This is a genomic window from Nonomuraea sp. NPDC050153 (genome assembly GCF_044460125.1).
GTDB lineage: Bacteria > Actinomycetota > Actinomycetes > Streptosporangiales > Streptosporangiaceae > Nonomuraea.
Map to the genome: position 1 here is coordinate 191,674 of NZ_JBITJQ010000001.1, position 13,663 is coordinate 205,336.

Genomic DNA, 13,663 nt, shown 5'->3' on the forward strand with positions numbered 1-13,663 from the left:
CTCGATCCGTGCCGTCGGTGGATGTCCTCGCTGCGCCGCGATCTCATTAGCGGCCCCGCGTCTCCGGCACCGGCACGCGCCTGACCAGATCGGTCACCACCTGCTCGGGCAGGCGGCGCTGGCCCTGGGCCTCGACGCTGGGCAGCAGCCGGTGCGCCAGCACGGGGATGGCCAGGTCCTGCAGGTCGTCGGGGATGACGTAGTCGCGGCCGGACAGCGCGGCGTGCGCCCTGGCGGCCCGTACGAGCTGCAGCGTGGATCTGGGCGAGGCGCCCAGCCGGAGGTCGGGGGAGTGGCGGGTGGCCACGACGAGGTCGATGGCGTACTTCTTGATCGCCTGCGAGACGTAGACGCCGCGTACGGCCTCGATCAGCGCGCGCACCTCGGCCGTCGTCGCCACCGGCTCCAGCTTGTCGAGCGGCGAGGTCCCGCCGTGCACGTCGAGCATCTCCAGCTCCGCCTGCGGTTCGGGGTAGCCCATCGCGATGCGCGCGGTGAAGCGGTCGCGCTGCGCCTCGGGAAGGGGATAGGTGCCTTCCATCTCGATGGGGTTCTGGGTGGCGATCACCATGAACGGCGCGTCCAGCCGGTACGTCTCGCCGTCCACGGTCACCTGGTGCTCTTCCATGCACTCCAGCAGCGCGGACTGCGTCTTGGGGGAGGCGCGGTTGATCTCGTCGCCGACCACGATGTTCGCGAACACCGGGCCGGGCTTGAACTCGAACTCCCGGGTCTGCTGGTTGTACGCGCTGACCCCGGTGATGTCACTGGGCAGCAGGTCGGGAGTGAACTGCACGCGGCGCACCGGGCAGTCGATGGAGCGCGCCAGTGCCTTGGCCAGCATGGTCTTGCCGACCCCGGGGACGTCCTCGATCAGGAGGTGTCCTTCCGCGAGCAGGACGGTGAGCGTGACGCGGACGGCGTCGCCCTTGCCCTCGATCACCGATTCGATGGCGTTCCGAATCCGATGTGCTGTGGTGACCAGCTCATCGAGCTGGGGAGGGACATCATGGGTTACTGCCACCGGGCCTCCATGAGAGAAGTGCGACGGCTGTCCCGTAGGGTGCCTTTGCGGGAGCCATGCCATTCCTTTTCCATTGTGTGTACGACCCTACGACGCTGTGGGTTCTCGGGCGACATTTGTGGATATTCCAGGGAACCCTGCTGAAGTTCCTGTTCTTGTCGCATAGCAGTCCGAATCCCGTGACATGACACCCCTGCCGGGCGCTCCACTTACCTCCACCGAGGACTCCCCGAAGGAGCCGAGCCCCTATTTCCGCGGTCTTTTGAACCCTCGACACGCCCATGAGGGTTGAGCGCCCGGTCACCCCCCTCCACCCAGCTCCATCGCTCTGACCTGCGGTAACGCAACGGAAACCGATGATGAAGACGGTTCGAATCAGTTGACGGTGGGGAGAAGTGGAGTATGGTGGTGCGCAGTGGAGGGCCCGGTGCACCAGCGCTGAGCGCTTCACGAGGCACGGGAGGTGGGTCCGGTGTTTCTCGGCACCCATCAACCGCGTCTGGACGACAAGGGACGGCTGTTCCTGCCGGCTAAGTACCGTGAGGAGCTGGCGGAGGGTCTTGTGATCACCAAAGGCCAGGAGCGATGCCTCTACGTCTTTCCCGTGGAGGAGTTCCAGCGCATTACCGAGGCTCTCAGCACCGCCCCGGTCACCGCCAAGGCGGTGCGCGACTACAGCCGCGTCTTCTTCGCCAGTGCGTCCGACGAGAAGCCAGACAAGCAAGGGCGCATCACGATCCCGCAGAGCCTGCGTCAGTACGCGGGCTTGGAGCGTGACTGCGTCGTCATCGGGGCCAACACCCGGCTGGAGATCTGGGACGCGCAGGCCTGGGACACCTATCTCAGCGCGCAGGAGCAGGCGTTCGCCGATCTGTCGGAGGAGGTGCTGCCAGGGATCTTGTAGTGACCACGGTCGATCCGTCGGTGTTGTCGTTCGGCGAGGTCTCCACCCGCAACCACTGCCGGTCAGCTGATGCACCTTCCCCGGTGTCAGATGACGGGCGTCCACGAAGAGGGTGCGGATGGGGACCTGGCCGGGCGGCGCCGGGTGGGGACTCTGAGGTGGCCGACGATCGATCAATACGCGTCATCCGCGAGCAAGGGCGCGAGAGGGGGGTTGGAGATGGACGACAACGCTGGCACGGGCGGTCACGTTCCGGTGATGCTCGAGCGCGTTCTGGAGCTGCTCGGGCCCGCGCTGACCGGTGCCGAGCCGGTCGTCGTCGACGCCAACCTCGGCCTCGGCGGCCACTCGGAGGCCCTGCTCACCGCCTATCCATCACTGCGTCTGATCGGGATCGACCGCGACCCTTTCGCGATCGACTTCTCGACCCGCAGGCTGAGCCCGTACGCGGACAGGATCACCCTGGTCCACGCGTCCTCCGGTGACCTGGCCGAGGTGCTCGCCCGAGCGGGCCGCACCACGGTCGACGGAGCGCTGTTCGACCTGGGGGTCTCCTCGCCGCAGCTCGACGAGGCGGAGCGCGGGTTCGCCTACTCCTACGACGCGCCGCTCGACATGCGGATGGACACCAGTCAGGAGCTGACGGCGGAGCAGGTGGTCAACACCTACTCCGCCACGGAGCTGATCCGCATCCTGCGGGACTACGGAGAAGAACGATTCGCCCCGCGTGTCGCGAGCCTGATCATCAAGGAACGGGCCAAAGAGGCCATAACCTCGACTAAGCGGCTTGCGGAGATCGTGCGCGACGCGATTCCCGCCGCGACCCGGCGCACTGGGGGTAACCCCGCCAAGAGGACTTTCCAAGCGCTGCGCATCGAGGTGAACGCGGAGTTGTCCGCCCTGGAGGCGGCCCTGCCCGCGGCGCTCGACGCGCTGGCGCTGGGTGGACGAGTCGTCGTGCTCTCGTACCACTCGCTCGAGGACCGGCTCACCAAGCAGGCCCTCACGGCGCGAACCAGGGACACCAGCCCCCCCGGGCTGCCCGTCCCGCTGCCGGCTCACCAGCCGAGGTTCCGCCTCCTGACGAAGGGAGCCGAGCTCCCAAGCGAAGAAGAGCTCGCCCGCAACCCGCGGGCGGCCTCGGCCCGGCTACGGGCGGCAGAGAGGATCCGTGTTGACGACTGAGCAGGAGACCGGCCGGGGTGCGCCCGTCCGCCGCGCGACCCCCAAGACGGGCACGCGCCGGCTCGGGGCGCCGCACCAGTCCAAGCCGCGGCCCCGCCCTGACGTCGAGAGCAAGCTGTCGGCCGCCGAGCGGGCGCGCCTCGACCTCGACGGCAAGCGGTCCGGAGCCGAGCGGGTCAGTGCCGAGCGGGCCGGCGCCGGTGGCGCCACCCGCGTGCGCCCTGACGGCCGCCCGGAGGCCGGCGCGGGTACAGGCACGGGTACAGGCACGGGCACGCGTACGGGCACCGGCCTGGGCATCGGCGTCAAGCGGATCGGCTCGACGGGCGCGCAGGTCAGGCGGCCGGCGCCGCGGCGCCGGCAGGCGCGCATGCAGCGCGCGTCGTTCGTGCTGCTCGTCGTCGGGCTGCTCTGCGGCGGCCTGGTGAGCCTGCTGCTGCTCAACACGATGCTCGCCAAGGACGCCATCACCGACGCCAACCTGCGCGACGAGATCGCGGTGGCGCGTCAGGAGAAGGAGAAGATCGAGCTGGACTACCAGCTCAAGACGCAGCCCGACGTCCTCGCCACGATGGCCGAGGGCCAGGGCCAGCACCGCAACTGGGACAACGTCGACAGCTGGAGCGGCGCGGGCACCGACGGCCAGAGCGGTCAGGCGGACAGGGAACGGTGAGCAACTCGGGCGGCAGGGGGCAGGGTCCCGGCCGCGGCGCTGGCGGCGCCGGCTCTCAAGGAGGGCCCGGCGCCGCTCGTCGTACGCCGGGTGGTCCTGGACGGGCCGGGCGGCAGGGTGGCCCCGCACGTTCCGATGGGGGCCGTTCGGAGGGGACGGGTCGCCCGGCGTCGCCGGAGAACCCGCCGCGCCAGCCGCGCAAGCGCCCGCCGGATCCCCTGGACCTGCCGTTCGGCCCCGACGACCCGCCACGGGGGCGTCCGCCGCGCGACTCCGGCGACGAGCCGTCCGACCGTTCCCGCCGCGACGACGCCGACCGTGCTGATCGTGCCGACACGGGTGAGCCCGGCCGTCCCCGCTCCGGCGGCACCCGCCAGGGCGGCTCCGACCGTGCCCGCCGCGACGGCACCCGCCAGGGCGGCTCCGACCGTGCCCGCCGCGACGGCACCCGCCAGGGCGGTTCCGACCGAGGCCGTCCGGGCGGCTCGGGACGCGCCCGCTCGCGCGGCGACGCCACCCCCGACGCCACCCGCAGGCGACCGCGCGACGAGGACGACCGCCCGAGGAACGGCTCGGGGCGTGGCCGTGATGAGGACGACCGCCCGAGAGGCGGCTCGGGACGCGGTCGTGATGAGGACGACCGCCCCAGGGGCGGTGCCGTGCGTGGACGGGACGACTCGCGCCCCAGGGGGCGTGCCGGGCAGGGGCGCGACGAGGGCGATCGGCCCAGAGGGCGCGCGCCCCAGGGCCGCGACGAGGCCGACCGGCTCCGCGGGCGCGTCCAGGGAGGCGACGAGCGGGCCCGCGGCAGGCAGGACGACGACGCGCCCCGCCGCGGCCGGCCCGAGGACGACCTCCGGAGTCGGGACAGGGAGGACGGCGCGCTGCGGCGGCCCCAGGCGGGCGGTCCCAGGCCGCAGGCCGCCAGGCCGGAGGCCGCACGGGGCCGTGAGCGGGCGGGAGCCGCGCGCCGCGGCGGAGAGGTGCCCCCGCCCAGAGGGCCGCGCCGCCCGCCGCCACGTCCGCCCAGGCCGCCGCTGGTGCTGCGGCTGGGCAACCCGCGCAGGCGCATCAACATCGGCCTGATCGGCATGACGTTCGTGCTGTCCATCTTCGCCGGGCGGCTGATCCAGATGCAGGGCCTCGACTCCAAGGTGTACGAGGCCGCGGCGGTGGGCCAGCGCCAGCACACCGAGGAGATCCCCGCCAAGCGCGGCTCGATCACCGACGCCAACGGCCACGGGCTGGCCGTCACGGTCGAGGCGCGCGAGGTGTCGATCGACCCGTCCAAGGTCACCCCCCAGACCCGCGCGAAGTGGGCCACCCTCCTGGCGCAGCAGCTCGGCAAGAACGAGCAGGAGATCGCCGGGAAGCTGGCCAGGACGAACACCCGCTACCAGCGCCTGGCCACGGACGTCGACCCGGTCGTGGCCACCCGCCTGCAGCAGGCCGGCGTGCCCGCGCTGTCGGCGAGGAAGACCTACCGCAGGCTCTACCCGGCGGGCGACCTGGCGGGCAGCCTCATCGGGTTCGTCGGCGACGAGGGCGCCGGGCTCGGCGGCATCGAGCAGGCCAGGAACACGCTGCTGGCCGGCCGCGACGGCGAGCAGCGCGTCGAGACGGGCCGCGACGGCCTGCGCATCCCGATGACCAGCAGCCAGCACACCGCCCCCGTGAACGGCCAGGACGTGCGGCTGACGATCGACCGCGACATCCAGTGGGCCGCCCAGCAGTCGATCGCCGAGCAGGTCAAGAAGGCCGGCGCCGACAGCGGCACCGTGATCGTCATGGACGTGCAGACGGCCCACATCATCGCCATGGCCAACGCCCCCGAGCTCGACCTGAACAACTGGCGCAAGGCCCCCGCGGCCACGTACGTCAACAAGGCCGCCGCCGACGTGTTCGAACCCGGCAGCACCAACAAGGTGATCACGGCCGCCGCCGCGATCGAGGCCGGCGCGGTGACGCCCGACACGGTGTTCCAGGTCCCCGACCGGATCAAGTGCGCCGACCAGGTGCTGCGCGACGCGCACCCGCACAAGACCGAGTCGATGACGTTCCGCCAGGCCGTGGCCGAGTCCAGCAACGTGGCCACGATCATGGCCGCGCGCAAGGTCGGCAGCGAGCGCCTCTACCGGATGCTGAAGGAGTTCGGGTTCGGCACGCGGCCCGGCGGCGGCGTGCCGAGCGCGGAGGCGGGGCTGCTGCCCGACTACAAGAACTGGTCGGGCAGCCAGAACTGCACCGTCGCCTACGGGCAGGGCGTGTCGGTGACCGCGCTGCAGATGGCCAGCGTCTACCAGACCATCGCCAACGACGGCGTCAAGATCGAGCCGCGCATCGTGGCCGGCACGACGGACACGTCGGGCAGGTTCGTTCCCGCTCCTGCAGGTAAGCAGACCAAGGTGGTGAGCGCGACGACGGCGAAGGAGATCACGACGATGCTGGAGAGCGCGGTGAGCGCGGAGGGCACGGGAAATCTCGCGGCCATCCCCGGCTACCGGGTGGCGGGCAAGACGGGCACGGCCAACCGCTACGATGCGAAACTCGGCCGCTACGAGGGCTACACGGCCTCGTTCGTCGGGTTCGCGCCCGCCGACAAGCCGCGGCTGGTGGTGCTGTCGGTGCTGCAGAACCCGAAGAACGGCCACTTCGGCGGGCAGTTGGCGGCCCCCGTGTTCAAGGATGTGATGACGTTCGCCATCAAGAGCAAGAAGATTCCTCCCACAGGCTCCGCCGCGCCGCCGGTGCGGATGCGCGCGGGACAGTGACCAGGGAAGGTACGCTCTCGCCGTGCGTCCCCCGTCGTCTATGCGTCCAACGACCAGCCCGCCCCGCCCGCTGACCGGGCTCGCGACCATGCTCGACGCCGACTCAGGCACGTCGCGGTCGCCTCATGCCGCCCTGACCGGCGTCACCATCGACTCCCGCAACGTCAGACGCGGAGATCTCTACGTGGCGTTGCCCGGCAACCAGGCCCACGGCGCCGCCTTCGCCGCCGAGGCGATGGCGAAGGGAGCCGTGGCGGTGCTCACCGACCGGGCCGGCCGCGACGAGGCCGTCGCGACCGGGCTCCCGGTGCTGATCGTGCCCGACCCGCGCGCCCTGCTCGGGCAGATCTCCTCCTGGGTGTACGGGCAGCCGGCCCACGACATCCAGATCCTCGGAGTCACCGGCACCAGCGGCAAGTCCACCACCACGTTCATGATCGAGGCGGGCCTGCGGGCGGCAGGGCACCGGGCCGGTCTGGTGGGCGGCGTCGAGATCCGCGCGGGCGACGTGCGCTTCCAGCCCACGCTCACCACGCCGGAGGCGCCGGAGCTGCACGGCCTGTTCGCCCTCATGCGCGAGGAGGGCGTCGGCGCGGCCGTCATGGAGGTCTCCAGCCACGCCCTGGCGCTCGGCCGGGTCGACGGGATCTTCTACGACGTCGCCCTGTTCACCAACCTCTCCCAGGACCACCTCGACTTCCACAAGGACTTCGAGGACTACTTCGCGACCAAGGTGCGGCTGTTCCAGCCGGAGCTGAGCCGGGTCGGCGTGACCAACATCGACGACCGCTACGGGCGGGAGCTGCTCGACCTGGCGAAGGTGCCGATGACCACCTACTCGGCGCTGGGCGACCCGGAGGCCGAGTGGCGGGCGCTGGATGCCCGGCTGGGCGCCGACGGCAGCGCGTTCAGGGTCGTGGGGCCCGGCGGGGTCGAGGCGGACGCGCAGATCGCGCTGCCGGGGCCGTTCAACGTCGCCAACGCGCTCGGCGCCGTCGTCACGCTCGTCGAGGCCGGGGTGCCGCTGCACACCGCCGTGCACGGCGTGGGCAGCCTCACCGGGGTCCCCGGGCGCATGCAGCGGATCACGGCCTCCGGAGACGAGTTCCAGGCCGTCGTGGACTACTCCCACAAGCCCGGCGCCGTGGAGTCGGTGCTGCGCTCGCTGCGGTCCGTCACGGCGGGCACGCTGACGATCGTGCTCGGCTGCGGCGGCGACCGCGACAAGGGCAAACGGCCTATCATGGGCGAGCTCGCCGCCCAGCTGGCGGATGTGGCCATTTTCACGAGCGACAATCCGCGCTCGGAGGATCCGCTGGCCATTCTCGTGACGATGATGGAGGGAGCGCTCCGCGTTCCGCAGCACGACCGCGCTCATGTGATCATTGAGCCCGACCGCGCGGCCGCCATCGGCCTGGCGATCGCCCGGGCCGGGCACGGCGACGTGATCGTCGTAGCCGGCAAGGGTCATGAGCAGGGTCAGTACATTTCAGGCGAAGTGATCCCCTTCGACGACCGCGAGGTGGTCGCGGAGGCGATCGCCGCACGCAAGGAAAGCACGGAAAGCAGGAAGCACTGATGATCCCGTTGCCTCTGGCCAGGATCGCCGAGATAACCTCGGGCGCCCTGACGGGCATGGCCGATCCCCGCGCGGTCGTCCGCGGGCCCGTCGTGATCGACTCGCGGGCCGTAGAACCGGGATCGCTGTTCGTGGCCATCAAGGGCGCGCGTGTCGACGGCCATGACTACGCCGCGCAGGCGATGCGGGCCGGAGCCGTCGCCGTGCTGGCCACCAGGCCGGTCGAGGGACCCGCGGTGATCGTGCCCGACGCCGCCGCCGCGCTGGCCGAACTGGCCACCGCTCAGGCGGCCGCGCTGACCAAGGTCACCGTGATCGGCGTGACCGGCTCGGCCGGCAAGACCAGCACCAAGGACCTGCTGGCGCGGCTCACCGCCCGCATCGGGCCCACGATCGCCCCCGTCGGCAGCTTCAACAACGAGCTCGGACACCCGCTGACCGTGCTGCGGGCCGACCTCGACACCCGCTTCATGGTGCTGGAGCTGGCCGCGCGCAACATCGGCCACATCAAGGACCTGACCCGCATCGCGCCGCCGGAGATCGGCGTGGTGCTCAACGTCGGCACCGCCCACCTCGGCGTGTTCGGCGGCAAGGAGGCCATCGCCAAGGCCAAGGGCGAGCTGGTGGAGGCCCTGCCGCGCACCGGCGTGGCGGTGCTGAACGCCGACGACCCGCTGGTCCGGGCCATGGCCTCGCGTACGGACGCGCGGGTCACGTTCTTCGGGCGGGGGGAGTCGGCCGCCATCCGGGCCGAGGGCGTCATGGTCGACGCCCGCGGGCGAGCCTCCTTCACGCTGCGCACGCCGTCGGGCGCCGCGCCCGTGACGCTCAAGCTGTACGGAGAGCACGCCGTCGACAACGCCCTCGCCGCCGCCGCGGCCGGCTACGAGCTGGGCCTGCCGGTGGCGACCATCGCCGCCGAGCTGTCGGAGGCCACGCCGATCAGCCGGTGGCGGATGGAGGTCACGGACCGGGCCGACGGGGTGACGGTCGTCAACGACGCGTACAACGCCAATCCGGACTCGATGCGGGCGGCGTTCGAGGCGTTCGCGGTGCTGGGGCGGGGGCGGCGGCGCTTCGCCGTCATCGCGGCGCTGCGGGAGCTGGGCGAGGAGGGGCCCGCGCTCAACGCCGAGCTCGGCCGGCTGGCCGGCGGCTCCGGCCTGGCCGGGCTCATCGTGGCCGGCCCCGACGCGGGCCCCGTGCTGGAGGGCGCGAGCGCCGCCGCGGCGCAGGCCCAGGCGGCCGCTCAGGCGTCCCTGGACGCCCAGATGGCGGCCCAGGCCGCGGCAGGAGTCCCGCAGGCGCCCGCCCCCCACCAGGGTGCGCCTCAGGGCTGGCAAGGCCCCGCTCCCGACCAAGGGTGGAACGGCCCCGTCTCCGATCAAGGCTGGCAAGAGCCCGCTCCCGACCAGGGCTGGCACGGGCCGGCCCCCGAGCAGGTGGCGCCGCAGCCCGGCTGGCAGGCGCCGGACGCCGGTGGCGCGCCGCAGGGGTGGCAGGCACCCCTCGTCGGCGGTCCCGTGCCCGGGCAGCCGCCCATGGGCGGGGCTCCCGCCGGCGTGCCGCACCCGGGAGGGCCGCACATGGCGGGGCCGCACCCGGGAGGGCCGGCCATGGCGGGGCCGCACGCGGGCGGCCCGGTGGCCGGGGCGCCGCCCGGTGGCGGAGCGGCGTATCCTGCGCAGGCGATGCGAATTGTGCACGTGCCCGATGCCGAGGCGGCCGCGGCCGAGCTGGCCGGCTGGCTGCGGCCGGGTGACGCGGTGCTGGTGAAGGGACCGAGAGCCATGGGGCTGGAACGGACGGCCGAGCTCGTGCTCGGAGGTGCCGCCCAGTGACCGACATCATCATCGCCGGTGCGGTGGGCCTGATCCTCTCGATGCTGGGCACCCCGCTGGCGATCCGGCTGTTCTCGCGGCGTGGCTACGGCCAGGAGATCCGGGAGGAGGGCGTACAGGCCCACCTCGGCAAGCGGGGCACCCCCACGATGGGCGGCATCGTGTTCGTGCTGGCCTCGCTGTTCGCCTACGCGGCCTCCCACCTGGCCACCTTCGCTCCCCCCACCGTGTCGGGCATGCTGGTGCTGTTCCTGATGACCGGGCTCGGCGCGGTCGGCTTCCTCGACGACTTCATCAAGATCTACAAGCAGCGCAGCCTCGGCCTCCGCAGCGGCGCCAAGGCGCTCGGCCAGCTCGTCATCGGCGCCGTCTTCGCGTTCCTGGTGGTCCGTCAGCCGAACGTCTACGGCATCACCCCCGCCGAGACCCGGGTGTCGTTCCTGCGGGACATCGGCCCGTCGATCGGCATCGTCGGCTTCACCATCTGGGTGCTCTTCATGATCGTCGGGTTCTCCAACGCGGTGAACCTCACCGACGGTCTCGACGGCCTGGCCAGCGGCGCCACCGGCGTCGTGCTCGCCGCGTACGTGCTGATCGGCAACTGGCAGCTGCGCAACAACTGCATCGACCAGCTCGGCCCCAACTGCTACTGGGTGCGCGACCCGCTCGACCTGGCCGTGGTGGCCGCGGCCGTGCTGGGGTCGCTGATCGGGTTCCTGTGGTGGAACGCCCCGCCCGCCCGCATCTTCATGGGCGACACGGGTTCGCTGGCCCTGGGCGGCGTGCTGGCCGGCCTGGCCATCGCCACCCGCACCCAGCTCCTGCTGATCATCCTGGCCGGCCTGTGTGTGATCATCACCCTGTCGGTCATCATCCAGGTCGGGTTCTTCAAGATGACCGGGAAACGGGTGTTCAGGATGGCTCCGTTGCAGCACCACTTCGAGCTGAAGGGCTGGGCCGAGACCACGATCGTGGTCAGGTTCTGGCTGATCGCGATGCTCTGCTCGGCCCTCGGGCTCGGGCTGTTCTACGTCGAGTGGATGCCGAAGGCATGAGTGTCACGTGTGTGGCCGGGCTCGGCGTGTCCGGCACCGCCGTGGCACGGGTGCTGGCCGAGCGCGGCGAGCGCGTCGTGATCGTGGAGGCGGTGGAGGGCGAGCGGCAGCTGGCCGCCGCCGCCGAGCTGGCCGCGATCGGCGTGGAGACCCGCTTCGGCGCGCTGGAGGTGCCTGAGGGCGCGACCCGGCTGGTGACCACCGGCTGGGCGCCGCACCACCCGCTGATCGCCGCCGCGCTGAAGGCGGGCGTCGAGGTCGTGGGCGAGGTGGAGCTGGCCTGGCGGCTGCGCCCCGCGCAGGCGGCCCCGTGGCTCGCGCTGACCGGCACCAACGGCAAGACCACCGCCGTGCGCATGCTGACCTCGATCCTGCTGGCCGCCGGGCACAAGGCCCTGGCCGTCGGGAACGTGGGCGTCCCCGTGGTGCGGGCCGTCGCCGAGCCGTACGACGCGCTGGCCGTCGAGCTGAGCAGCTTCCAGCTCCACTGGTCCAGCACGCTGGCCCCGCACGCCGCGGCCGTCCTGAACGTGGCCCCCGACCACCTCGACTGGCACGGCTCCATGGAGGAGTACGCCGCCGCCAAGGGCCGCATCTTCGAGCGGGCCGCGCACGTGATCTACAACGCCGACGACCCCGAGGCCACGAGGCTGGCCGCGCCCTATCCGGGGGCGGTCGGGTTCACGCTGCGGGTGCCCAAGCGCGGCGAGATCGGCGTCGTGGAGGACCTGCTGGTCGACCGGGCGTTCGTGGCCGACCCCGTAGAGGCGGCCGAGGAGCTGGCGACGCTGGAGGACGTACGGCCCTTCGCGCCCCACAACGTGGCCAACGCGCTGGCCGCCGCCGCCCTGGCCCGCTCGCTCGGCGTCCCGTCGGAGGCGGTGCGGCAGGGGCTGCGCGACTTCGTGCCCGACCCCCACCGACTCGCCCACGTGGACCGGGTCGGCGAGGTCGACTACATCGACGACTCCAAGGCGACCAACCCGCACGCCGCCGCCGCGGCGCTGGCCTCGTACCCGTCGATCGTGTGGGTGGCGGGCGGGCAGCTCAAGGGCGCGGACGTCGACGACCTGGTGCGCCAGGCGGCCCCCAGGCTGCGCGGGGCGGTGCTGCTCGGGGCCGATCGCGCCAGGATCGCCGAAGCCATCGCGCGACACGCGCCGAATGTCCCCGTCGTGGACATCGCCGATCGGGACACTGGTGCGATGGAAAGAGTCGTCACCGAAGCCGCCCGGCTGGCCTCGCCCGGGGACACCGTGCTGCTCTCCCCGGCGGGGGCCTCGCTCGACATGTTCGCCAACTACCCGGCGCGGGGGGAGGCCTTCGCGCGCGCCGTACGCGAGCTGAGGCTGCGACGTGAGCGCGAGCGCTGAGGAGCCGCGCGCCGTCGAGGGGCCGGGCGGCTGGGCGCGGGAGCAGCTCGGCGCGCTGAAGGAGCTGCTCGACAAGCCGCTGACGACCTACTACCTGATCATCATGTGCAGCGCGCTGCTGCTCGCGCTGGGCCTGATGATGGTGCTGTCGGCCTCCAGCGTCGAGGCGCTGCAGAAGACCGGCAGCCCGTTCTCGTGGTTCTTCAAGCAGTCGCTGTCGGCCGCGGTGGGCGTGCCGGTGATGTGGGCCTGCTCGCGGCTGCCGGTCAAGTTCTTCCGCTGGGCCGGCTATCCCATGATGGCGCTGTCGATCCTGGCGCTGGTCATGGTGCTGTTCATCGGCTCGTCCGAGCTGGGCGCGCAGCGGTGGATCTACGTCGGCCCGTTCACCCTCCAGCCGTCAGAGCCGGCCAAGCTCGGGCTCGTGCTGTGGGGGGCCGACCTGCTGGCCAGGCGGGCGCGGCAGGGGCGCATCGAGTGGCGGCAACTGCTGATCCCGCTCATGCCCGGCACCGCGATCCTGGCCGTCATGGTCATGCTCGGCCGCGACCTGGGCACCACGCTGGTACTGTTCATGATCTTCCTGGCGCTGCTGTGGGTGGTGGGGGCGCCGATCAAGCTGTTCGGCGGCATCCTGTCGCTGGCGGTGCTCGCCGCGGTCATCATGATCAAGGTGGAGCCGTACCGGATGGCGCGCATCGGGGCCTACCTCAATCCGTGGGCCGACGCGCAGGGCGACGGCTACCAGGCCGTGCAGGGGCAGATCGCGATGGGGTCGGGCAGCTGGTTCGGGCTCGGGCTCGGCAGCAGCCGCCAGAAGTGGAACTGGCTGCCCCACGGCGAGAGCGACTTCATCTTCGCCATCCTCGGCGAGGAGCTCGGGCTGATGGGCACGCTGATGGTGGTGGCGCTGTTCGGGCTGCTCGGATATGCGGGGCTGCGCGTGGCCGTCCGCGTCAACGACGCTTTCACCAGGCTCGCCGCCGCCGCCATGGTGGCCTGGATCGTCGGGCAGGCGACCGTCAACATGGGCGCCGTGCTCGGCGTGCTGCCGATCACCGGTATCCCCCTGCCGCTGGTCTCGTACGGCGGCTCCTCGCTGCTGCCCACCCTCGCCGCGCTCGGCATGCTGCTGTCGTTCGCCAAACGTGAGCCGGGTGCGCGAGAGGCCTTGAAGGCTCGTGGCCCCGGACCTGCCGCCCGGGCCCTAAGCTGGCTTGGCCTGGGGGGTACGACCAGAGGCCGAGTGACACGTTAG

General features: G+C 72.0%; 10 protein-coding genes. 9 read left to right on the forward strand and 1 reads right to left on the reverse strand.

What is annotated here, in order from left to right:
• Positions 1–46: 46 nt before the first annotated feature.
• The gene (locus tag ACIBQ1_RS00965) at positions 47–1,087 is read right to left on the reverse strand and encodes an AAA family ATPase (RefSeq protein ID WP_397273869.1); all 1,041 of its coding nucleotides are present in this window, start codon (positions 1,085–1,087) and stop codon (positions 47–49) included.
• A 409-nt stretch (positions 1,088–1,496) separates the two neighbouring features.
• Between ACIBQ1_RS00965 and mraZ the strand changes: the two genes are divergently transcribed.
• The 9 genes from mraZ to ftsW all read left to right on the forward strand — a co-directional run bounded on the left by mraZ (position 1,497) and on the right by ftsW (position 13,663).
• A complete protein-coding gene (gene mraZ, locus ACIBQ1_RS00970; protein WP_090930667.1) occupies positions 1,497–1,928 on the forward strand; it encodes a division/cell wall cluster transcriptional repressor MraZ in 432 nt (143 codons plus the stop codon).
• A gap of 219 nt (positions 1,929–2,147) precedes the next feature.
• Complete coding sequence (gene rsmH / locus ACIBQ1_RS00975) at positions 2,148–3,113, forward strand: 16S rRNA (cytosine(1402)-N(4))-methyltransferase RsmH (RefSeq protein ID WP_397273870.1); 966 nt, start codon at positions 2,148–2,150, stop codon at positions 3,111–3,113.
• Positions 3,103–3,786 carry a hypothetical protein gene (locus ACIBQ1_RS00980; RefSeq protein ID WP_397273871.1) on the forward strand — a complete coding sequence of 228 codons (684 nt, stop codon included), beginning with the start codon at positions 3,103–3,105 and terminating at the stop codon, positions 3,784–3,786. The genes rsmH and ACIBQ1_RS00980 overlap by 11 nt, the downstream gene beginning before the upstream one ends.
• The gene (locus tag ACIBQ1_RS00985) at positions 3,783–6,557 is read left to right on the forward strand and encodes a penicillin-binding transpeptidase domain-containing protein (RefSeq protein ID WP_397273872.1); all 2,775 of its coding nucleotides are present in this window, start codon (positions 3,783–3,785) and stop codon (positions 6,555–6,557) included. The genes ACIBQ1_RS00980 and ACIBQ1_RS00985 overlap by 4 nt, the downstream gene beginning before the upstream one ends.
• Positions 6,558–6,597: 40 nt before the next feature.
• Entirely contained in the window at positions 6,598–8,136 is a 1,539-nt protein-coding gene (locus ACIBQ1_RS00990) for a UDP-N-acetylmuramoyl-L-alanyl-D-glutamate--2,6-diaminopimelate ligase (protein ID WP_397273873.1), read from the forward strand.
• Positions 8,136–9,977, forward strand: a complete 1,842-nt coding sequence (gene murF, locus ACIBQ1_RS00995; protein WP_397273874.1) for a UDP-N-acetylmuramoyl-tripeptide--D-alanyl-D-alanine ligase — start codon at positions 8,136–8,138, stop codon at positions 9,975–9,977. The genes ACIBQ1_RS00990 and murF overlap by 1 nt, the downstream gene beginning before the upstream one ends.
• On the forward strand, positions 9,974–11,032 hold the full coding sequence (gene mraY / locus ACIBQ1_RS01000) for a phospho-N-acetylmuramoyl-pentapeptide-transferase (protein ID WP_397273875.1): 1,059 nt from the start codon (positions 9,974–9,976) through the stop codon (positions 11,030–11,032). Before murF ends, mraY begins: the two co-directional genes overlap by 4 nt.
• Positions 11,029–12,405 carry a UDP-N-acetylmuramoyl-L-alanine--D-glutamate ligase gene (gene murD / locus ACIBQ1_RS01005; RefSeq protein ID WP_397273876.1) on the forward strand — a complete coding sequence of 459 codons (1,377 nt, stop codon included), beginning with the start codon at positions 11,029–11,031 and terminating at the stop codon, positions 12,403–12,405. Before mraY ends, murD begins: the two co-directional genes overlap by 4 nt.
• A complete protein-coding gene (gene ftsW, locus ACIBQ1_RS01010; RefSeq protein WP_397273877.1) occupies positions 12,389–13,663 on the forward strand; it encodes a putative lipid II flippase FtsW in 1,275 nt (424 codons plus the stop codon). Before murD ends, ftsW begins: the two co-directional genes overlap by 17 nt.